This is a genomic window from Marinovum sp. 2_MG-2023 (assembly GCF_030548265.1).
GTDB lineage: Bacteria > Pseudomonadota > Alphaproteobacteria > Rhodobacterales > Rhodobacteraceae > Marinovum.
In genome coordinates this window covers 164,910-186,441 of sequence record NZ_JAUOSD010000007.1, presented here as the reverse complement: position 1 = coordinate 186,441, position 21,532 = coordinate 164,910, and the positions used below count along the sequence as shown (strand labels likewise).

General features: G+C 60.8%; 21 protein-coding genes. 7 read left to right on the top strand and 14 right to left on the bottom strand.

Annotated elements, in window-relative coordinates; translation table 11 throughout:
• Positions 1–17: 17 nt before the first annotated feature.
• Positions 18–428 (bottom strand): Fur family transcriptional regulator, encoded by a 411-nt coding sequence (locus Q4577_RS10770; protein WP_244689993.1) that lies wholly within the window; start codon positions 426–428, stop codon positions 18–20.
• Between the two features lie 321 nt (positions 429–749).
• Here Q4577_RS10770 and Q4577_RS10765 point away from each other — a divergent pair, with 321 nt between their 5' ends.
• Positions 750–2,036, top strand: coding sequence for a DEAD/DEAH box helicase (locus tag Q4577_RS10765; protein ID WP_303467792.1), 1,287 nt, complete (start codon positions 750–752; stop codon positions 2,034–2,036).
• Positions 2,037–2,205: 169 nt separating this feature from the next.
• Here the strand turns inward: Q4577_RS10765 and Q4577_RS10760 are convergent, their stop codons facing one another.
• The 5 genes from Q4577_RS10760 to Q4577_RS10740 form a co-directional block, all read right to left on the bottom strand.
• Positions 2,206–3,063: a DUF533 domain-containing protein gene (locus tag Q4577_RS10760; RefSeq protein ID WP_244689989.1), complete on the bottom strand. Its 858-nt coding sequence runs from the start codon at positions 3,061–3,063 to the stop codon at positions 2,206–2,208.
• An 81-nt stretch (positions 3,064–3,144) separates the two neighbouring features.
• Positions 3,145–4,104, bottom strand: coding sequence for a CorA family divalent cation transporter (locus Q4577_RS10755; protein WP_244689987.1), 960 nt, complete (start codon positions 4,102–4,104; stop codon positions 3,145–3,147).
• A gap of 16 nt (positions 4,105–4,120) precedes the next feature.
• Positions 4,121–5,386 (bottom strand): sodium:proton antiporter, encoded by a 1,266-nt coding sequence (locus Q4577_RS10750; RefSeq protein WP_303467790.1) that lies wholly within the window; start codon positions 5,384–5,386, stop codon positions 4,121–4,123.
• Between the two features lie 252 nt (positions 5,387–5,638).
• Positions 5,639–6,088 carry an N-acetyltransferase gene (locus Q4577_RS10745; RefSeq protein WP_244689983.1) on the bottom strand — a complete coding sequence of 150 codons (450 nt, stop codon included), beginning with the start codon at positions 6,086–6,088 and terminating at the stop codon, positions 5,639–5,641.
• On the bottom strand, positions 6,085–7,026 hold the full coding sequence (locus Q4577_RS10740) for a nucleoside hydrolase (protein WP_303467788.1): 942 nt from the start codon (positions 7,024–7,026) through the stop codon (positions 6,085–6,087). The genes Q4577_RS10745 and Q4577_RS10740 overlap by 4 nt, the downstream gene beginning before the upstream one ends.
• Positions 7,027–7,141: 115 nt before the next feature.
• Here Q4577_RS10740 and Q4577_RS10735 point away from each other — a divergent pair, with 115 nt between their 5' ends.
• Complete coding sequence (locus tag Q4577_RS10735; protein ID WP_303467786.1) at positions 7,142–7,999, top strand: hypothetical protein; 858 nt, start codon at positions 7,142–7,144, stop codon at positions 7,997–7,999.
• Here Q4577_RS10735 and mazG read toward each other — a convergent pair.
• Positions 7,983–8,816 carry a nucleoside triphosphate pyrophosphohydrolase gene (mazG, locus tag Q4577_RS10730; RefSeq protein ID WP_303467784.1) on the bottom strand — a complete coding sequence of 278 codons (834 nt, stop codon included), beginning with the start codon at positions 8,814–8,816 and terminating at the stop codon, positions 7,983–7,985. The genes Q4577_RS10735 and mazG overlap by 17 nt on opposite strands.
• Positions 8,817–8,905: 89 nt before the next feature.
• On the opposite strand from mazG, the gene speB reads away from it, so the two are divergent.
• Both speB and Q4577_RS10720 read left to right on the top strand, forming a co-directional pair.
• Positions 8,906–9,877, top strand: coding sequence for an agmatinase (gene speB / locus Q4577_RS10725; protein ID WP_303467782.1), 972 nt, complete (start codon positions 8,906–8,908; stop codon positions 9,875–9,877).
• A gap of 1 nt (position 9,878) precedes the next feature.
• Positions 9,879–10,301, top strand: a complete 423-nt coding sequence (locus Q4577_RS10720; RefSeq protein WP_303467780.1) for a DUF1499 domain-containing protein — start codon at positions 9,879–9,881, stop codon at positions 10,299–10,301.
• Here the strand turns inward: Q4577_RS10720 and Q4577_RS10715 are convergent.
• Positions 10,245–10,535, bottom strand: a complete 291-nt coding sequence (locus tag Q4577_RS10715; RefSeq protein ID WP_244689975.1) for a hypothetical protein — start codon at positions 10,533–10,535, stop codon at positions 10,245–10,247. The two genes, Q4577_RS10720 and Q4577_RS10715, sit on opposite strands and share 57 nt — an antisense overlap.
• A gap of 51 nt (positions 10,536–10,586) precedes the next feature.
• Between Q4577_RS10715 and prfA the strand changes: the two genes are divergently transcribed.
• The 3 genes from prfA to Q4577_RS10700 all read left to right on the top strand — a co-directional run bounded on the left by prfA (position 10,587) and on the right by Q4577_RS10700 (position 13,727).
• Entirely contained in the window at positions 10,587–11,633 is a 1,047-nt protein-coding gene (prfA, locus tag Q4577_RS10710; RefSeq protein WP_244689973.1) for a peptide chain release factor 1, read from the top strand.
• Positions 11,630–12,457, top strand: a complete 828-nt coding sequence (gene prmC / locus Q4577_RS10705; RefSeq protein WP_303467777.1) for a peptide chain release factor N(5)-glutamine methyltransferase — start codon at positions 11,630–11,632, stop codon at positions 12,455–12,457. The genes prfA and prmC overlap by 4 nt, the downstream gene beginning before the upstream one ends.
• Positions 12,458–12,728: 271 nt before the next feature.
• Positions 12,729–13,727 (top strand): DUF4167 domain-containing protein, encoded by a 999-nt coding sequence (locus Q4577_RS10700; RefSeq protein ID WP_303467775.1) that lies wholly within the window; start codon positions 12,729–12,731, stop codon positions 13,725–13,727.
• 221 nt (positions 13,728–13,948) lie between these two features.
• Here the strand turns inward: Q4577_RS10700 and rsmA are convergent, their stop codons facing one another.
• From rsmA to lptF, 6 genes are read right to left on the bottom strand one after another with little or no spacing between them, the layout of a single operon-like run.
• Positions 13,949–14,809, bottom strand: coding sequence for a 16S rRNA (adenine(1518)-N(6)/adenine(1519)-N(6))-dimethyltransferase RsmA (gene rsmA, locus Q4577_RS10695; RefSeq protein WP_244689964.1), 861 nt, complete (start codon positions 14,807–14,809; stop codon positions 13,949–13,951).
• A 30-nt stretch (positions 14,810–14,839) separates the two neighbouring features.
• Positions 14,840–15,805 carry a 4-hydroxythreonine-4-phosphate dehydrogenase PdxA gene (gene pdxA, locus Q4577_RS10690; RefSeq protein ID WP_303467772.1) on the bottom strand — a complete coding sequence of 322 codons (966 nt, stop codon included), beginning with the start codon at positions 15,803–15,805 and terminating at the stop codon, positions 14,840–14,842.
• Entirely contained in the window at positions 15,802–17,025 is a 1,224-nt protein-coding gene (locus tag Q4577_RS10685) for a peptidylprolyl isomerase (protein WP_303467770.1), read from the bottom strand. The genes pdxA and Q4577_RS10685 overlap by 4 nt, the downstream gene beginning before the upstream one ends.
• Positions 17,022–19,157 carry an LPS-assembly protein LptD gene (gene lptD / locus Q4577_RS10680; protein ID WP_303467769.1) on the bottom strand — a complete coding sequence of 712 codons (2,136 nt, stop codon included), beginning with the start codon at positions 19,155–19,157 and terminating at the stop codon, positions 17,022–17,024. Before lptD ends, Q4577_RS10685 begins: the two co-directional genes overlap by 4 nt.
• Entirely contained in the window at positions 19,157–20,251 is a 1,095-nt protein-coding gene (gene lptG, locus Q4577_RS10675) for an LPS export ABC transporter permease LptG (protein WP_303467768.1), read from the bottom strand. The genes lptD and lptG overlap by 1 nt, the downstream gene beginning before the upstream one ends.
• Positions 20,248–21,417: an LPS export ABC transporter permease LptF gene (gene lptF / locus Q4577_RS10670; protein ID WP_336623639.1), complete on the bottom strand. Its 1,170-nt coding sequence runs from the start codon at positions 21,415–21,417 to the stop codon at positions 20,248–20,250. The genes lptG and lptF overlap by 4 nt, the downstream gene beginning before the upstream one ends.
• Positions 21,418–21,532: the final 115 nt, after the last annotated feature.

The following is a 21,532-nucleotide window of genomic DNA, read 5'->3' as shown; positions in this document are numbered from 1 at the left end:
AAGATCACTTTCTCAGATCACTTTTTGATTGGCACGCCGTAGAGTTCGAGCCGATGGCCCTTGAGCCGATAGCCCAGTTTCTCGGCAATTCGTTCTTGCAGTGCTTCGATTTCGGGATCGACAAATTCGATCACCGCGCCGGTGTTCATGTCGATCAGGTGGTCATGATGGTCGCGTTCGGCGTCCTCATACCGGGCGCGGCCATCGCCGAATTCGTGTTTTTCTAGGATACCGGCCTCTTCAAACAGTTTCACTGTCCGATAGACCGTCGCAATCGAAATCGCCGCATCACGTTCGGCGGCCCGGGCGTAGAGCGCCTCGACATCGGGGTGGTCTTCGCTGTCTTCCAGGACTGCCGCAATCACCCGACGCTGGCCGGTCATGCGCAGGCCCTTGGCCTCGCAACGTTCCAGAATGTTTTGCCCCATGACCCTGTCCGATTGTCTCTTTGCGCGGCAAAGGGTCTAGGCGATTTGTGGCGGGTGGAAAAGAGGCTGGGTTGACTTTGTGGTCAAAAGGGCAGAAGAGGGCCCAGCGATGTCCACTGCCGCGTGAGCAGCCCGAGCGCCCGATGCGCCGATCTATGGACCGCAACCGTTCCCAAAATCACGCGTGGGGCCGAAACGCGCACTGAACGTCAGCGGCAATTCTGCCGGGCGTAGGCTTTTCGCGCGTACCACCGCGCCTCCGCATTGTCGGGGGCAATCAAGGGCGGGGCATGGGGCCCGGCCCGAAAGGACGTATTTACCTTGACCCAATTCGACATGATGGGCCTGCCCAAACATCTTTTGACACGTTTGAGCACCATGGGGATTTCTGAACCAACACCCATCCAGAGCCGTGCGATCCCGCATGCGCTGGATGGTCGCGACGTCATGGGCCTGGCCCAGACCGGCACCGGCAAGACCGCGGCGTTTGGTCTGCCGCTGATGGCGCAACTGCTGCAATACGGCGAAAAACCGGCGGCGCGTTCGATCCGCGCATTGGTGCTGGCGCCGACCCGCGAGCTGGCAAAACAGATCGTTGAACACATGCGTGTTCTGGCCGAAGGCACGCCGGTGAAGACCGGCATGGTGGTTGGTGGTCAATCCATCAATGCCCAGATCAAACGTCTGGAACGTGGCACGGATCTACTGGTTGCCACTCCGGGACGGTTGATCGACCTGATGGACCGCCGCGCCATCAAACTTGACGATGCCGCGTTTCTGGTGCTGGACGAGGCCGACCAGATGCTGGACCTCGGGTTCATCCACGCGTTGCGCCGCATCGCACGTGAGATCCCGGAAGAGCGCCAGACCATGCTGTTTTCGGCCACCATGCCGAAACAGATGAACGAGATTGCCAACAGCTATCTGAAAAACCCGATCCGGATCGAAGTGTCTCCTCCGGGCAAGGCCGCCGACAAAGTGACGCAGGCGGTGCATTTCGTGACCAAGGCGCATAAGCCGGGCCTGTTGTCCGAACTTCTGGACAAACACCGTGATGAACTGGCGCTGGTGTTCTGCCGGACCAAACATGGTGCGGAAAAGCTGATGAAGGGGCTGGCGGCACAGGGGTTCGCGGCGACCTCGATCCATGGCAACAAAAGCCAGGGCCAGCGTGACCGCGCCCTTGCGGCCTTCCGTGCGGGCGAGATGCGGGTGCTGGTGGCCACCGATGTGGCCGCGCGTGGCATCGACATTCCTGACGTGCGTCATGTCTACAACTTTGACCTGCCCAATGTGGCTGATAACTATGTGCACCGTATTGGCCGCACGGCCCGCGCCGGTCGCGATGGGGCTGCGATTGCCTTCTGTGCGCCGGATGAGATGGGCGAATTGAAAGCCATCCAAAAGGTGATGAAGCTCGACATTCCTGTCGCCTCTGGTCGCCCGTGGGAGGATATCACGCCCCCCGAAGGCAAAGGTCGCGGCCGCGGTGGCCGTCCCGGTGGTCCCGGTCGTCGCAATGCCGGCGGTGGCCATGCAGGTGGCAAACCCAGCGCAAAACCGGGCGGAAATCGCCGCCGCCGGTCCAACCGTTCAAAAGCGGCCTGATCGCCTCAAAGGACCGGTTGAATTAAAAAGGATCGGCGCCAGAGTGGTGCGCCGGTCCCCGTCTTCTTCTGTTTCTAAATATCCTGGGGGAATCCCTGCTTGCAGGGATGGGGGCAAAGCCCCCTGATCCTCCGCCAGATTCGCTCAAGTCAGATTTGTTCAGCTCCGCTCAGGCATAAAGCGGCTGCACACCCATCTGCACATGCAGCATGTTCACCACCTGTTGATCCAACTCCAGCGCCGCCGCCAATTGATCCAGGTATTGCGCTTCGGCGGGGGTATCGACCCGGATCGACATCAGCGACATCGAATAGACCTGCATCTTCTGGGCATCCGGCGTGTCGCGCGCCAGTCCGGCAATGTCCGGCTTGGCTTTCAGTTGCGCGGTCACAAAGGCAAGGTCCTCTGCATCGCCATCTGCCACCATTTCAAGGATCTTCTTCTTCTCTTCGGCGTCGATATCGCCATCCGCTTTGGCGGCCTGTATCATCGCGCGCAGCATCAGCCCCGCGGCTTGTTCCGCCTCTGGTGCGGCTGGGGCGGCTTTGAATTGATCAAGCAGCGATCCAACGCCCTTGCCCGAGGCCGCAGCCGCTCCACCGGCCATGGCCAGCAATCCGGCAAGCCCGGCGCCACCCGCCCCGGAGAGCAATCCGCCACCGGACCCAGAGTCTGATGCGCCTGCGGGTGCGCCGCCGAAACCGCCCATCAATCCGCTGGTCATTGCATCAAGGTTCATGCCCGCGCCGCCACCGGCGCCCAGCATCTTGGCGAACATATCCTGCATGTTGCCCATGCCCTGGGCACCGGTTTCCTGCATTTGGCCCATCATACCCTTCAGCTGATCCATGCCGGGGATCTGGTCCATGGCCTCGACTGTGGCATTCTGTTTGGCCTGGGCTTGGTCCGGCGCGACCTTGGCCCCGCCCAAAAGCCCGCCAAGCCCCTGATTCTTGCCAAGTTGATCGACCCCGCGTGCGGCCGCATACCCCAATGCCACTTTGGCCAAGGTGCTCATCAATCCCATCACATATCCTCCCGGTGCAGTGAATTCCGCACCACTGTGGCAGGTTTTTTGAAATCTGTAACCTGTTGCGTCAAAGCGGCGTCAGATCAGCCGCAGCAACCGCAGCACCAATATCACCAGCGCCACCGCCGCCGCCATGCCGAGACAGACAATCACGAACCCCAGGGGCGTGTCGGTCCAGGGCAGGCCGCCGACGTTCATGCCAAACAATCCGGTGACAAAGCCCAGCGGCAAGAACACCGCCGCAATCACCGACAGGCCATAGCCATTGCGCGACAATTGATCGGCCTTGCGGTTGTATTGGTGATCCGCCAGGGCGTTCAGCCGGTGATGCACCGCATCCAGCTCTTCCAATGCGCGTTGCGCGCGGTTGGCGCTTTCATGCAGGCGGTCTGCGGGCAAGGTCAGCAGCACCGGTGGCGCACCGGGGGGGCGCTGTTCCAGCTTGCGCAGGGTTTCGCTTTGCGGGCGCAGATAGCGGATCAACCGGATTGTCGCCCGGCGCAGCTGTGGCAGCGGCGCAAGAACATCAATGTCATGTCCAGGCACAAGAACCGATTCCTCGATGCTGTCGACAGTGTCGTCCAGCCCCAGGCTGACCTGTTCGATCCGGTCAACCAGACCTTCGATCAATTCCGCAATCAACAGACCCGCGCCACCGGGCAGGATCATGCCGCCGCGCAGCGCATCGCGCAGATCCTGCACCGCGAAAATCGCCCGATGCCGCAGGGTGATCACCAATGTGTCGGTGGCCCAGATCCGCAGCGCGACCATATCGTCGCTTTGTTGGCCGGGATTGAAATTCGCGCCTCGCAACATCACGATCATCGCCCCGGCAATGATCACGGACCGTGGCCGGGTTTCGGGCTGCAACAGGATCTCGGCGGCGGATGCCGGCACCAGCGCGCGCAGATCGGTTTCCGTGGCAGCATCATTCAGATCGAAATGCACCCAGCGCCAATGATCCGCCGGGCAGGGCCGGTGCAAATCCGCCTCGTGCATTTGGCCGTCGGCGGCAAAATCAAACACAAACAGCGCCATTGCCGCCCCTTACATCTTACATCAGATCCGGTTCGCGGCCAAATCGGTTGGCCACGCGTGTCACCGTCAAACCCTGCACCACAATCGAGAATATCACCACAACATAGGTCGCGGTCAGGATCAGCGGCTTCCATTCGCCATCGGGCAGGGACAGCGCCAGCGCGACCGAGATGCCGCCCTTCAATCCGCCCCATGTCATGATCGGGATCACCCCGGCGGAAAAGCTTCGGAATGGTTTCAGCAACAGGATGGGAATGGACACCGCCGCCAGCCGCGCCACCAGGGCCAAGGCGATTGCCATCACTGCGGCGCTCAAATAGCTGGCGTCAAAGGCCACGGCAAACACCTCGAATCCGATCATCAGGAAAAGGACCGCATTCAGGATTTCGTCAATCAGCTTCCAGAAGGCATCGACATATTGCCGGGTCTGGTCGGTCATCCCGTGTTTTGCGCCGATGTCGCCAATCAGCAGCCCGGCACAGACCGCCATGATCGGCGCAGAGACATGCAAATACACCGCAAGCTCATAACCGCCAAAGGCCAGCCCCAGCGTCAGCAGCACCTCCAGCGAATAATCGTCAATCCGCCGCATCAGTCGGAAGGTCAACCAGCCGAGGACAATGCCAAGGATCGCACCGCCAAACGCCTCTTGGGCAAACAGCAGCGCCGCGGATTCAAGCACACCGCCTTCGTTGCCATGGCCAGCACCATGTCCGGTGCCGCCAAAGGCAATGCCGACCAGCACCAGAAACACCACATAGCCAACGCCATCGTTGAACAGCGATTCGCCGGCGATCTTGGTTTCCAGCGGTTTTGGCAGGTTGGCTTCGCGCAGCACGCCCAAGACCGCGACCGGGTCGGTGGGGGAAATCAACGCGCCAAACACCAGCGCCACCATCAACGGCATGCCGGTGATCCAGTGGAACCCGAAGCCGGCAATCACCGTCGACAATCCAATCCCCAGCGTCGCCATCAGCACAACCGGGCGCCATTCATCGCGCAGGTCGGACAGTTTGACATGTAACGCACCGGCAAACAGCAACAGCCCCAACATGCCTTCCAGCAGGGCATCGGAAAACTCCAGTCCCATGACTGCGGCGCGCACGGTGTCCGCCAACCCCATGGCCGGCAGGGCCAGATCCAGCAACATGATGCCAAACGAGGCCAGCAAGGCCACAACCAGAATGCCGATCGCGGCGGGCAATTTCAGGACAAGGTAATTGATCGCGCCAAACAACCCGGCCAGAACAATCAAAAGCGAAGTAATCTGCAAAAAATTCATCGCGAAGCCCGTGTTTTACATTTGCTCCAGCGGTATCACGCCGCTTTCAGCGCGACCAGCGTCTTTGGTCCCGATGGCTGTCGTGATGAGTGGCGTGATGATTGGCGCAATGGCTGGGCAGATACTTGGGGCGTTCTGGCCGCGCATCTGACCTTATGAACGGGGCCAGCATGAACGGGGCCAACACGGCCTTGGCCATTGCCTAGCCCCGTGGCGCTTAACCCCCTGGCCGGAAACCCGCCCAACAGGAGGTCACAGCTTGCGCGACATCAGACAATAGTTGTCGCGCAGATTGAAATGCGCCTTGCGATACAGCCCTTGTGCGGCGGTGTTTTCGCGCAGCACCTCCAGATGCAGCGCCTTCAGACCGGCGTCTTTCAACGCGCGGGGCAGGGAATACAGCACATCCGTCGCCATACCGCGCCCGCGCACGGCGGGGCGGATGTATAATTCGTCGACAAATCCGTCCATGCCGCCAAATTCCAGCGACCAGCCAAAGCTGAGGATGATATACCCCACCGGCGATTTGGCGGGGCCGATCAGATACACCGCGCCATGGGGGCTGCCGGCCAACAGCGGTGCCAGCCCGTCGCGGCGGCGGTTTTCATCCGGGTCGATGCCGGTTTCCGCGCAAAAGGCGGCAGTCAGTGGCATCAACCGCTCAAGGTCGTCCGGCCCGGCAAGGTGCAATCTTGTGCTCATAGTCGGGCAAGCCTTTCGGTCAGCAAGGTGAAGAAGCCATCGGCATCCAGATCGCCGATAAACAGCGCATTGGCCGCCCGGTCGGTCACCCCCCACCAATCGGCGACGGTCATGCCCAGGGTCAGCTCTGATGTGGTTTCCACCATTACATTGACATGACGGCCCTGAAACAGGTCGGGTTTCAGAAGATAGGCAATGACACAGGGGTCATGCAGCGGCGCGCCATCACTGCCGTATTTTTCCTTGTCAAAACGTTCAAAGAAATCGGTCATCTCTGCCACCGCGACACCGACCGGCGTGCCCAATGCACGAAAGGCCGCGTTGCGGGCGGGGGTGACCAGCGCCTTGTGGGTGACATCCAGCGGCATCACCACAATCGGAATGCCGGATCTGAACACAATATCTGCCGCCTCCGGGTCCACATAGATATTGAACTCTGCGGTGGGGGTAATGTTTCCGACCTCGAAATAGGCCCCGCCCATCAGGACGATTTCCTGCACACGTTCTGCAATCTCTGGTGCGCGTTGCAGGGCGATGGCAATATTGGTCAGCGGCCCCAACACGCAGAGCGTGACACTGCCGGCCGGTTCACTGCGCAATGTGTCGATGATGCAATCGACGCCATGCCGCTCTTGCAGCGGCATCTCAGGATCGGGCAGCGTCGGGCCATCCAGTCCGGTCTTGCCGTGGACATGTTCCGCCGTCACCAACGGCCGCTGCATCGGCGCGTCACACCCGGCAAACACCGGCACTTCTGGCTTGCCGGCCAATTCACAGACGATGCGGGCGTTTTTCGCGGTCAGCGCCAAGGGCACATTGCCGGCCACTGCGGTAATGGCGAGCACGTCAATGTCCTCTGGACTGGCCAGCGCCAAAAGAATGGCCACTGCGTCGTCCTGGCCGGGATCGGTGTCGATAATGATCTTGCGCGCTGTCATCTCTGCCTCTGTCTGTATCGTCGCCAACTTGTCAACCGGGACCGCGAAAGTCCATAAGCGGTTTGTGGCTGTCCGTCTGGCCATTTCAGGCCAAGGCCACCCCGGAGCGCAGATCATGCCCAAAGCTGTCTACATCCATGCCGGCGCCCATCGCACCGGGACATCGTCCTTTCAGATGTGTCTCGATCTGAACCGGGGTGCATTGGCGACGGCGGGATATGACACCGCCTATCCGGGGCGCGACGGGATACCGGGGGGAAATCTTCGGCTGAAGTTGAAAGATGCGGGGGCCGCCGCCAGGGTTCTGGCGGGCCACAGCACATTGCCGGACCGTGCGTTGATTGTGTCGGAAGAGAATATTCCCGGGCGCATGTTTCCGTTTTACCGGGGGCGGTTTTACCCTGCCGCCGAATCCCGGCTGCGGGTGTTGCGGTCGGCGCTGGCGACCCTGGGGGTCGATCGGCCGCGGCGCATGGTTCTGGTCCTGCGCAGCTATGACGCATTGTTCACCAGCGCCTATCGCAAACGCGCCGAAGACAATGCCGTCGCACCGTTTCACGAGGTTTCTGCCAATTTCATGGCGATGGACCGTGGCTGGCCGGCCCTGGTGCGTGCGTTTCAGAAAATCATTATGCCACACGAGTTTGTGGTGATAAGTTACACCAAAAGGGGTCGCAGCGTGGATCTGTTGAACCGGCTTGTGCCCGACCTGTCGATGCCGCTTCGCGAACCGGAACGTGCCCTGAACCTTTCGGCCACCGACGCCGCGCTAGAGGCGTTGCAGGCACGGTATCGTGCCGGTGAAACCCTGACGCGCGCGCAATGGCAGGCGGTGATCGCGGATCATGCCGACGCGCAGGCGCCGACCGGCTTTGCCAGCTTGCAGGATGGCGACATCGCCCTTTTGCGCGCGCGCTATGAGCAGCATCTCGACAAGATATCCCAGTTTCGCGGGATCACTTTTCTGCGCTGACACCCGAACGCTCGGCCAATTTGGCCGCGTCCCACAGCGCATCCATCTCTGCCAGATCTGATTGGGATGGGGTTTTGCCTTTTGCTGCCAGAGCAGATTCTATCGACTTGAAACGACGCAGGAATTTGGCATTGGCCCGGCGCAGGGCCGCTTCTGGATCAACCTCCAGATGCCGCGCCAGATTGGCCATGACAAACAGCAGATCGCCCATTTCTTCTTCGACTTTGTCCTGTGGCAGCGTTTCCTTGGCCTCGACCAATTCGCGCGATTCCTCGGCGATTTTGTCCAGCACCATGGTGGTTTCCGGCCAGTCAAATCCGACACGCGCCGCCCGTTTTTGCAGCTTCATCGCCCGCAACAAGGCCGGCAATCCCACCGCCACACCGTCCAGCGCGCCGCTCTGGGCCTTTCCCGCACGTTCCGCCGCCTTGATCTTTTCCCAATCTGCGGTTTGCTGTTCGGCGCTTTTGTCCCGGCTTTCATCGCCGAACACATGTGGATGCCTTGCGACCATTTTGTCGGCTATCGCCTTGGTCACGCTATGAAAATCGAAATGACCGGCCTCGGCCCCCATTTGGGTGTGATAGACGGTCTGCAAAAGCAGATCTCCTAATTCGCCCTCCAGCTCGGGCCAGTCCCGACGTTCGATGGCATCCGCGACTTCGTAAGCTTCTTCAATGGTATAGGGCGCGATGCTGGTGAAATCCTGTTCGATATCCCAGGGACAGCCGGTGTCCGGATCGCGCAGCCGCCGCATGATTTCCAAAAGCCGCGGAATTCCGCCGTCAGGATCGTGGATCAATGCATCGTCAGCCATTGCAGCGCCTCTGGTTTTGGGTTTGTGTGCAATCTGTCGCGGCGCGCGACAAGTGTCCAGATGCGCCGCCATGCAAACAGGAGCGGGCTATGGCACTGGAAGATGCAAAAACGGCGGTGGATGACGCGTTTACGCGCGCGGATCTGCGGGGGCTCAGTTATGAGAACACCTTTGGTGGGGCGACATCGTTTTTGCGTCGCCGCTACAGCAAGGATCTGACCGGCGTCGATCTTGCGATTACCGGCGTGCCGTTTGATCAGGCGGTGACAAACCGCCCCGGCACCCGGCTTGGCCCGCGCGCGATCCGCGAGGCCAGCGCGCTGCAAAGCCCGGATGCGCCTTTTGGTTGGGGCTTCAACCCCTTGGAACAGCTATCAATTGTCGATTACGGCGATCTGGCGTTCGACTATGCCAAAGTGTCGGAATTTCCCGCGGCCCTCCAGGCGCATATCGCGGGCATTCTGGCCGCGGGCGCGGGCAGCATTACCCTGGGCGGGGATCACTTCATCACCTTGCCAATCCTGCGCGCCTATGCGGAAAAATACGGCCCCCTGTCCGTGATCCAGTTTGACGCCCATAGCGACACTTGGACCGATGACGATATGGAGCGGATTGACCACGGCACGTTCCTTTACAAGGCGATCAAGCTGGGGCTGGTGGATCCGGCGCGCTCTGTGCATGTCGGCATTCGCACCGATAATCCCGATCGTCACGGAATGCAGATGATAGATGCCCGGCAAGTGCATGAAATCGGGCCGAAAAAGACCGCAGAGCGCATCAAGGAGATCGTCGGAGACGCCCCGACATATCTGACCTTTGATATCGATTGTCTTGACCCGGCCTTTGCCCCCGGCACTGGCACGCCGGTCTGGGGTGGGCTCAGCACCGCACAGGCGGCTGTGGCGCTGCGTGAACTGGCGGGGATCAACCTTTTGGGCGGTGACGTGGTCGAGGTTTCGCCGCCTTTTGACACCACAGGCGCGACCGCAATCGCCGGTGCGCATGTGGCGGTGGAACTGATATGCCTCTGGGGCTGGAATCATCTGAAGATTGGATCGTAACGTGTTGAAAGTAATTCTTAAAATTGTGATCCTGTTGATCGTTGGTGCGGTGGTCTGGGTGCGGGTTGCGCCGGACGATCCGCTGCGCTGGCATGTTGCGGCCGAAGGCAGCGAAATGGGCCATATCGACGGCGAAAAAGACCATGTCTACCGCGAGGCTGTCACCGGTGATGTCAATGCGCGCATGGCGGCCTTTGATGCCCAGATCCGCGCCACGCCGCGCACCAAGGTTCTGGCAGGGTCGCTGGCCGAGGGGCAGATCACCTATGTCACCCGCAGTCGCCTTATGGCGTTTCCCGATTACACCACGCTGACCCTGCGGGACGCCACAACAGTGGAACTGTACAGCCGCGCCCGGTTCGGCAAATCAGATCTGGGCGTCAACCGCGCCCGGATTGAAAGCTGGATCAAGGCTTTGGGGTAGGCTCGCCCCCAGGCAGCCTTGCGACACCTCGCGCCACATCGGCACGTTCAACGACATCTGACATTGTGCCATGAACATGCGGCCATCGACCTGCAAACAGATCGTCTGGCCCAGCTCAATACGGGATCCGGTGCTGTCGGTGCAGAAACAATCGACCGTTTTCCCGCCGGGTCCAGTCACATCGGCGTTGGCTGATGTGGCAAGCAGCAACAAAAGGGCACTTTCTCTTACCATGTTCCCAGTTTATCACAGCAACTCCACTTTCGCCAAATCAAAGTAGCAAACATGATCCCCGAAGACCGCCTGCGCCAGATTGAAGATCGGTTTGAATTCCTGGAGGCCAAGATGGCCGAAGGCGGCAGTGACATTGCCAAGCTGGGCAAGGAGTATTCCGATCTGCGCCCGGTGGTCGAACAAATTGGCGAATGGCGTCAGCTGCTTGACGATATGGCTGAGGCCGAGGCGATGTTGGCCGACCCGGATATGAAGGAGCTGGCAGAAGAAGAGCTGCCGATCCTGAAAAAGCGTCTGCCAGAGGTGGAACATGCGCTGCAATTGGCGCTGTTGCCCAAGGATGACGCAGACGCGCGCCCGGCGATTGTCGAAATCCGCCCCGGAACCGGCGGCGAAGAGGCGGCGCTTTTTGCCGGCGATCTTTTGCGGATGTATCAGCGCTATGCCGAAAACCACGGCTGGACGTTCGAGATCATCGAGGAAAACGCCACCGAACTGGGCGGCATCAAAGAGGTGGTGGCCCATGTCAAAGGCGAAAACGTCTTTGCCCGGCTGAAATTCGAAAGCGGCGTACATCGGGTGCAACGCGTGCCAACAACCGAAAGCGGCGGGCGTATTCACACCTCGGCCGCTACGGTTGCGGTGCTGCCAGAGGCCGAGGATGTCGATATTCACATCGACCCCGGCGACATTCGGATCGACACCATGCGCGCCTCTGGTGCGGGGGGACAACACGTCAACACCACCGATTCTGCGGTGCGCATCACCCATATTCCCAGCGGCATCATGGTGGTGAGCGCCGAAAAATCGCAACACCGCAACCGCGAGATCGCGATGCAGGTGCTGAAAACCCGGCTGTTCGATCTGGAACGTCAGCGGGTGGACAGTGAACGCAGCGCCGACCGAAAGTCTCAGGTTGGCAGCGGCGACCGCAGCGAACGCATTCGCACCTATAACTTCCCGCAGGGCCGGATGACCGACCACCGCATCAATCTGACGCTCTACAAGCTGGATCAGGTGATGCAGGGTGATCTCGATGATATCATCGACGCGCTGACAGCGGATGCCCAGGCGACCTTGCTGGCCGAAATGCAATGACCGGGACCGAAATCCTCGCCCGCGCGACGCGGGCGCTGAAGTCTGTGGGCATTGATGGGGCAGGGCGTGATGCCCGCCGTATTCTGGCGCATGTTCTGGCCTGTGATCCGGGGCGGTTGACGCTGGTCCTGCCAGAGGAGGTCACGGCAGAGACCATCACCCGGTATGACGCGTTGATTGCCCGCCGTGTGGCACGTGAACCGGTGTCGCATCTTATTGGCACGCGCATGTTTTATGGTCGTGAATTCATCGTGACCCCCGATGTGCTTGATCCGCGCCCGGAAACCGAAACCCTGATCGAAGCGGCTTTGTCGCATCCGTTTGAGCGTGTTCTTGATCTTGGCACCGGGTCGGGCTGTATCCTGTTGACGCTTCTGGCGGAAACCCAAGGGGCCTGGGGGCTGGGCACCGATCTGTCACCGGCGGCGCTGGACGTGGCGGTGCGCAATCGTGCGGCCCTGGGTCAGGGGGACGGCGCATTGCTGCGACAAAGCGATTGGTACGACATGGTCGAAGGCAGTTTCGATCTGATCGTGTCAAACCCGCCGTATATCGCCAAGGATGAAATGGCGGATCTGGCGCCGGAACTGGCGCATGAACCGCGCCTTGCGCTGACCGACGAAGGCGACGGGTTAAGCGCCTATCGCGCGCTGGCCGCTGGCGCGCCGCGCCATCTTGAACCCGGCGGGCGGCTGTTGGTGGAAATCGGCTGGCAGCAGGGGGCGGCGGTTTCGGCGCTGATGTCCGCCGCTGGTCTGACCGATGTGGTGGTGGTGGCGGATCTTGATAAACGCGACCGTGTCGTCAGCGCCCGCAAGGCGTGACGCGGTTTTGCTGCATTTTTCACGCAAAATCTCGGCCATTTGGCGGCAAACTGTCGCTTTTGCCCCCTTATCCAAGGTCGAATGCGAATTAACCCCTTGTTTGAAATGCCATGACATGGTTATTGCTTGGGTGTCGCCGCTGGCGGGTCGCATTCGCAACCCCGCGAGACATTAGCCGAACAAGAGCATGACCGCCTACAGCAACATGCGCCAATAGCGCAGCATCAGGCGGACCGGCACAGACTTACGGAAACGGGCTGGACCACATTAAATGAGATCATCGAAGTCACGATCGCGGTCGCGATCGAACCGCAGCAACAAACCTTCGGGCGGCAATATTATCAACCGGGTCTTTGACAGTTCCGGGCCAGAAGGCAAGGTGCGCGGTACGCCGCAGCAGATCATCGACAAATACAATCAACTGGCACGTGATGCCCAGTTGTCGGGTGATCGGGTTGCGACCGAAAACTTTCAACAACACGCGGAACATTACCTGCGATTGCTGAGCGAGGCGCAAAAGGAACAAGAATCCAAGCGCGAAGAGCAGGAACGCCAGAACCGCGAGCGTCAGGCGCAGCGCGACCGCGAACGGTCTGAACGTCAGGAGCGCGAGCCTCATAACGGCAATGATGGCCAGCCTCAGCCGCAATCGCATTCACGCCAGTCGACAAACCCACAATCCGCCAATTCGCAGTCCTCACATCCACAGGCTGCCCAACCACAGGCCGCGCCGGCCCCGAATGCGCCCGCAGCAGATGCTGCGGCCTCCTCGGTGCCCGCGCCGCAGGAAACTGCGACACCGCCTGCTGCCAAACCAGCCACGGCGAGATCCACATCCCGTGCGCCTCGGGCTGTTGACCCAGCGGATGCACCGCAACCGGATGTCAGCCAACCCGATGCCCCACAGCCGGATGTGATGGAAATCGCAGGCGACGACACAGACAGCGGTCTGGTCGAAACCCCGGAAAGCAAGGCCGAGGCCGCGGTCACAAAGCCCAAGACCACGCGCCGTAGATCGACCAAAAAAGCAGCGGACACCGCAGCGGCGCCAACCGCCGATGAACCGGCAACCGTAAGTGCCAAGGAAACGCCTGCGAAAAAGACCACGACCAGGTCTACCAAGAAGCCGGCGGCAAAAACGACGACGCGAAAGCCGTCGACCAGAACGACGAAAAAGACGACTGCGGCAGAGACAAAGACATCAGAGGCCCCCGCATCGGAAGCTCCGGCTGAAGGTCCAAAAGACGAGCCATCACAAGCGGCTGAATAAGCGTCTGCGGTGGTGTCGCATCGGCCAACACATATTTGGCCGATGCGTTTTTAGCCGGTGCGTTTTGCGGGTGACTGCGTCGTTTACGTGGCAATGCCCGGTGCACCCGGAGCCCAGTGCACCGGGATGATCTGAGCGCCCGATTGATCTGAAATGTCTGAGAATATGTGAGGCCACCCAAACCGGGTGGCCTTTTTCTGTTCCAATCCGCAACGGTTGGATCAGCTGCGCGCCGCTTTTATCGCTCGCGCCAGTGCACAGAATTCTTCTAGGGATACCTGTTCTGCCCGCTCTGTCGGCGCAATGCCAACCGCGCGCAATACATCCTCAACCCCGGGCACAATGCCTTTCAAACTGGCGCGCAGCATCTTGCGCCTCTGGTTGAAACCACGGGCCACCACCTCTTGCAGAATGGCGGCATCGGCCTCAAATCGCGGCGCATCCAGCGCTTCGAAATGCACCACAGCCGAGGACACTTTGGGTGGCGGCGAAAACGCCTCAGGTGGCAATGACAGGACAATGCGCGGCGTTGTGCGCCACTGGGCCAGAACCGCCAACCGACCATAGGGTTTGGTGCCGGGCTGCGCGACAATGCGCTCCGCCACCTCGCGTTGAAACATCAAGGTCAGGGATTGCCAAAACGGCGGCCAGGCGGGGGGCGTCAGCCAACGCACCAGCAATTCCGTGCCCACATTATACGGCAGATTGGCGGCAATACGGATCGGCGGCGTCAAATGCGCCAGTGGATCGACCTCCAGCGCATCGCCGTTGATCACCTGCAACCGCCCCGGATAACGCGCGGCAATCTCGTCCAGCGCAGGCATGCAGCGCGCATCTTTTTCAATCGCCAAAACCCGGCGCGCACCTTCGACCAAAAGCCCACGGGTCAAACCGCCGGGGCCGGGGCCAATTTCCAGAATGTCACACCCGGCAAGCGCATCGGCCTGCCCACCAGCCAGACGGGCAATTTTCGCCGTCAGGTTCAAATCCAGAAGAAAGTTCTGGCCAAGCGACTTTTTGGCGACCAATTCATGGGTGGTGATCACATCGCGCAGCGCCGGAAGATCGTCTATCGTCGCCATGTCGCTTCTTCTCTTTCTAAAATACGCATCTTAATGGCCGCCTGCCATCTCCAGCGCGGCGATGATCGATGTCGGGTTGGCAATGCCACGCCCGGCAATATCAAAAGCGGTGCCATGGTCGGGCGAGGTCCGCAGAAACGGCAGGCCCAGTGTGACATTCACACCGCGGTCAAAGTCCAGGGTCTTGATCGGGATCAGCGCCTGATCATGGTACATGCAGATCGCCACATCATAGCGCCCACGTGCCGCGTCATGAAACATCGTGTCTGCCGACATCGGCCCGACGACCTCTATCCCCTCAACGCGCAACTGCGCGAGGACCGGTTCGATCACTTCGATCTCTTCGCGCCCCATGCGCCCACCTTCGCCGGCATGCGGGTTCAGCCCGGCAATTGCCATCCGGGGCGAAGACAGCGCGAAGCGCTGGATGAGCCCCCGATGCGTGATCCGGATCGTGTCTTGCAACAGCTGCGGCGTCAGCGCCGATGCCACTTCGACAAGCGGGATGTGAATGGTCACCGGCACCACCCGCAAAAGGGGTGAGGCCAGCATCATCACCACCCGGTCCACCCCGGCCAGTGCCGCCAGAAATTCGGTGTGGCCGGGATAGGCAAACCCGGCACCATCGGCCAGCGCCTTCTTGTGGATCGGCGCGGTACAAAGCGCGGCAGAGCGCCCCGACATCGCCATGGACACACCTTCGGCTATGGCGTCGATCACCGGTTGGGCATGTGCCGCCTGTGCCACGCCGGGGGTGACTGCGGGGCCAAAATCACGATGCAGAACCGGCAGCCCATGCGCCATTGCGCCGGGGGCCTCGGCGGGATCCGTGATCCGCACATGGGGCGTATCAGCGGGCAGGTGACGGGCATCGCCAATCAAAAAGAACGGCACACGCTCACGCAGCACATTCCAGGCCTTTGCCGCCAATTCCGGGCCGACACCCGCCGGTTCGCCACAACTCAGCGCGACGGGGGCGGGGGGCTGCGGGCTCATTCGATGACGATGATGCGGGCTTCGGCGCGCAATTGTTCGAGATAGGAATTGGCCAAACCGTTCAGCTTGCGGGCACGCAATCCGGCGATCACCGCCTCGCGGTCCTGTGCTTCCTCGGTCACCGGGCTGCGGCCACACAGCATCAGCACCACCAATGTCTCGCCATTGGCGCGGGTCAATGTGGTCGAAACCTCGCCTGCGTCCATCTTGGCCAGTTCCATGGCGATATCGGCTGGAATGTCGGCGGGCGGCAATGCGGCACGGTCAAGCACCTCTTCCGGCTGGCCCTTTGCCACGCCGTAAAGGTCGTCACAGGTGTCGACACTTTCGGCAATCTTGTTGGCCTTTGCCAGCGTGTCGGGGCTGCGCCCGCCCGCAAGGTAATAGGCGGCATATTCCACGGCGGAATAGCTGGGGCGGGTATATTCGGTTTCCTCGATGGCGCGCAGCTGGAACAAGGCCACGGCATTGGGGATCTGGATCGGCTCGGTGACCTCGCCCTCGCCAAGCGCCAGAACCAATGGCCGCAGAACCGGCGGCAGGTCTTCGATTTTCTGCCAAGGCAGTTTGCCGCCCGATCCACGTGTCTTGGTGGCGGAATATTGCCGCGCGGCTGCGGCAAATTGCGATTCCGAGGTGTATTTGGCGATGCGTTGTGCGCGGGCCAGAACCGATTGCGCCTCTTGCGGCGGGGCGGGCATGATGATTTCCGCCAGCAAGACCCGCACGGAAGACCCACCGTTGCCGGAGGCAAGCGCGCGGTCGATTTCGTCTTCGGACACTTGGGTTTGCGCACCAAAACGCGCCCGCACCAGCTCGCGCCAGGCCAGCCCGGAGCGCACAAAGTCGCGGAATGTTTCCGGTGCAATCCCGGCCTTGCCCAATTCGCCGATGAACTGTTCCGCGGTGAAATCTGCGCGGGCTGCGAATTCTTCCATACCGCCGCGAATGGCCTCGTCCGACGGTGCAGCCCCCGCCGTTTCGGCGGCTGCAACCTTCAGACGGTCCTCGATCAACTGGTCACGCGCGGTTTCGCGTGGATTGCCCGGCGCCCGCAAAATCTGAAGAAACAGGGCCCGCTGATTGATTTCATAGGTGGTGATGACCTGATCGCCGACCTTGACCGCAGGCGAGAACAAGCCCTGCGCCAATGCGGGGCCTGTGGTGGCGAGTGTCAGGGTCAGGGCCGTCACCAGGGCGCGAATGGGTGCGAATGTCATTGTTTGCATGTCCTGCTATAGCCTCCGGCGTCGCCGCCCGTGCTGAATCCTTTTAGGGCTATGGTTAGCCCATAAGTGGTAGAAGGGTCCAGATTGGATGAATCGGCAAACTTGCGCTCGGCGGTAAAGGCCGCCTCGATACATTCGTTGCGATACGCCAGCCCAAGCCCGGCCTCAGAGGCGCGTTTGTCGACAATATCATAACTGGCGCTGGCGCTGGCGGTCCAGTGACGGTTGACGCGGTACGCACCGTCGATCGACCATTCCGCAACCTTGTCTGCCCGGTCTTCTTCGCTGTCGGCGGGCAACAACAAGAATGACGCGCCAAGGTCGATGGTGTCATTTGACCAGGCACCGCGCGCCTCGGATTTGGAGACTTCGCCATTGTCGCCCACCAGCGTGCGCGACAGAATATAAAGCCCGTCAACATTGCGCAGATGCGCCGCAATCAGCCAGTCGGATTCGGCCAGGTTCAAACCGGATGTGGCGGTGAAATCATCCAGGGTATCGGTGCGCAACACCCGGCCCAGCGCCAGACCGCCGGACCAGCCGCGCGGGTCGTGATGGACAAACCGCAACCCCAGCACGGTCGAACTGCCGCGTTCGCGCCGGTCCGCCTCGGGAAAGCGCGACAGCGCCAACAGATTGCCTTCGTCCAGCTCCTGACGGGTGCTTTCATCATTGGCCACATCGGCATCTTCGCCGCCGACCCAACCGATCTGGGCCACCGGTTCAATCAATTGCCGCGCGCCGCCGGCGGTGATGCGCAGGAACGGATAGCGCAGGGTCACTGCGGCGCTGGGGGTCAGGGAACTGTCTGTGCTGGCCACGGTCGAATCGTCGCCGGTCCAGAATTGATCAAAGGCCACACCGGCCTGCGCCGCGAGCTGCACACCAGAGGCAAAGGTCCATTGATCCAGCCATGTCGCCGACACACCGGCCCGTGTCACATCCCGCCCGACAACATCGTTCGACGAATAGCGCACATGACCATGCCCTTCGAAGGCCAGCCGCAATTCGCCGCCAAGCGCATTGTCCAGCTGATACCGCTGTTCATAGCGCAGATCGGGAATGATCGTCGGCTGGGTCGAGTTCAATTCGTCGTCACGCAGCGTGTTGAACAGCACCAAACTGGCCTGCATGTCGCTTTCGCGTGTCGACCGGCCAAGGCTCAACTCGCTGTCCAGCCGGTCCTTGCCGGAATAATCATATTCCGACAGATAGGATTCGTCGCTGGTGACCTCGAAATCGAAGCTGAGAATGTAATTGTCGCGCAGATCGAATTGGCCTTCACCAAACAGATAGGCGCGGGTTTCGTCCCGGCGCAGGGTGTCGCGGGTCATTGCGCCGTTCAACTCGATATCCCCAAGCCGAAAGGCCTGACGATACCGCAGCTCGACGGTGCTGGTTTCCTGCGAGAAATAGGGCGTGACCGTGATATCGGCGTGATCGCCAAGCGGGATGAAGTAGGGCAGCTTGATGCCGGTCCCCAGCTCTGTTGTGGTGCGGATCGTCGGGAACAACAGGCCATGCGCGCGTTTCAGCGTCGGATCTGGCAGCCGCAGCCGCGGCAGATACATCAGCGGCACATCCAGCACCCGGAACACCGCACCATCGAAATAGAGCTGCTGTTCCTCCTGGTCATGCACCACCCGGCGTGCCCGGATCGACCAGAGCGCCCGGCCGTTCTTGCCGCAGATTTGGCACGAGGTCACGGTGACCTTGCTCAACTGGGCATAACGCCCCTCGACACGGGCCATCTGAACCGAGGCGAGTTGAAGTTGCTGATCCAGCACAAGCCGCGCGCCTTTTAACAATCCGTTTTCCAGATTGGTGTCGAGATCGGCGCTGTCGGCCAGCACCACGATGCCCTGACCATCGTCAATGCGGATCGGACCCTGGATTTCCAGACGGTCGGCGTCGCTTATGTAAATGATGCGTTTGGCCCATAGCCGGGTGCCATTATACAGCGCCTCGACATTGCCATCGGCGATCAACCGTTGATCCGGCGTCACAACCACCGTATCGGCGACCAGAAGGGCCGGATCGACACTGCCTTGATCTGCGCTGGTCTGCGCAGATACGGCAAGCGGCATCAAGGCCAGTAAAAGGATCCACAGGCGGCGCAGCATCACCCGTCCTCCATCTGCAAAATCAATCCCAGCCCGATAAGCGCCGCCGCCACCGGCGGGGCCCAAGCCGCAAGGGATGCGGGAATCTGGCCATTCTCGCCAAGGATTTGCGCGAAATTGCGCACATAGTAAAGCCCGAACCCCAGCATCAATGCGGTCAACACCGCCAGACCGGTCCGTCCGAACCGCGCGTGGCGCATGGTAAAGGCCGCGCCCAACAGCACCATCGCCACAAGGAACACCGGCCGGGCCAGCTCCATCTGTAACCAGACGCTATGGCGCCGGGCGGAAAATCCGGCGGTTTCCAGCTGGCGGATAAAGGCCGGCAGGTTCCAGATCGACACCGCAGAGGGTTTGCCGAAACTGTCGCGAATACGTTCCTGGGTCAGGGTCGACGGGATATGCAGCTCTTCGTGAACAAAGGAATTGGTTTCCGGGTTCAATCCGGTCACCAGCGGCCAGACCTTGGCCTTGGTCAGCACCCATTCGCCGGTGCCCAATGCGGCCTCTTCGGCGGCGATGCGGCGCACCGGGCCACCCTCTGCCGCATAGGCAATAAAGGTCACATCATGCAGCACCGTGGCCGTCGGATTGGACCGTTCCGCATGGATCACTGTCTGGCCGCGCAGATCGCCCTGACGCAGCCACAGCCCCTCGCGCCCGATGGACAGGGTGGATGTGCCGCCACTGTCATAAAGTTCGCGCAGATCGTGATAGCGTTGCGAGGTCGCGGCCACGATCGGGTTGAACGCCGCCACGGCAATTGCCCCGACCAGGGCCGCCACCGCCAATGGCCCGAACAAGGCCGAAAGCCCCGATCGCCCCGACGCGCGGCTGACCACCAATTCCGACGACCGCGCCAGAGCAAGGCACAGCGCAATGGAGGACAGAATCATCACCAGCGGCAACATCTGGTAAAGCCCCTGTGGCGTGTTCAGCAGGGTGATGCGCAGAACCTGGGAAAATCCGACCTCTTCATCGAAGCGGCGCAGCTGTTCAATCAGATCCAGCAGCATGACAAACAGGAAAAACACCGCAAACATTCCGGCAAAGATCACCGTAAACCGGCGGGCAAAATAAAAGTGCAGGGTCATGATGTGCCCTCAAGCGCCGGGGCAGGGCGACGGCGTATGGCGCCGGGGTGGGCAGAGCGCCACAAAAGCGCCGTTGCCACCAAAAGCCCGATGAACACATGCGCATAGGCCAGCGGCCACAATGCCGGATTGCCGCGCACCGGTTCGGTCATCGCACCTTCGACTAATTGCACAAGGACCAGGATGAAAATCGCCAGCACGATCTGACGCGTCTGGCCAAAGCGGCTGAAGCCACCGACCAGTAGCGCCGCCTGACCAATCAAGGCCGCCACGATACAGACCAGCGCCTGTGCAATGCGGCTGTGCCCTTCTAGCACGACATCGCCGGGGTCTTCGCGAATTTCCTCTGACACGGCGGCAGTATCCCACAACAATTCATGTGTCGGCACATAGCGCAATTTGCGCCGCCCCTGGCCACCATCGGTGATCAATCCGCTGATATCGCGCGAAAACTGGGCAAAGTTCGTGGTCGACAGCTGGGCAGTGTCCGGCACGAACACCTGGGCCATGCCATCCACCATCACCAGCTTCGGGCCATCCGCATCGCGCAGCAGATAGGCGCGTTCCGCAGTATAGGTCACATGGCGATCCGGGTTGCGTTCGTCGGACATAAAGACATCGGCCAATTCCCCCTCGGGCGAGATGTCGCGGATATAGAAGGTCACGCCATCCGCGGGATGCAGGAACACGCCTTCACGCAACAGCCGCGCGCTGACCGATCCCGAAATCTCGCGCTCGCGTTCTTTTAGCTGTTCCAGACTGGCCGGAATCAGGAAATGGGTCAGCACCGACATCATCAGCGCCATCGACAACCCAAAGATCAACACCGGACGCGCCAGCCGCCAGGGCGAAAATCCGGTTGCCTGCATCACCGTCAGCTCGCTGTCATTTGACAACCGGTTGGTGACATAGACCGCCGCCGCAAAGGTCGCCATCGGCAAAACCATGCCGATCACCCGTGGTAGGGACAGGGCGGTGAATTCCAGAAAGACGCTTGCCGAATGGCCATCGGCAATCAACTGGTCAAACAGGATCACCGCCTGATTGACCCAGTACACCGCCACCAGCACCAATGCGAAAAAGCCGAAGAGCATGAAAAGCTGCGAAATGAGATATCTGTCGAATCTGGCCAACAGGTCCCCCAACCTTCTGGATTTGCCCGACACTAGAAGATTTTGTCGGGCGGGAAAACTGGATATTCGCCTGCGTGCCACGTTAGGGGGTGGTTTGGCGGGGTCCCGCGCACTAGGACTAGTGTCAGACCCGAAATATTCGCGATGT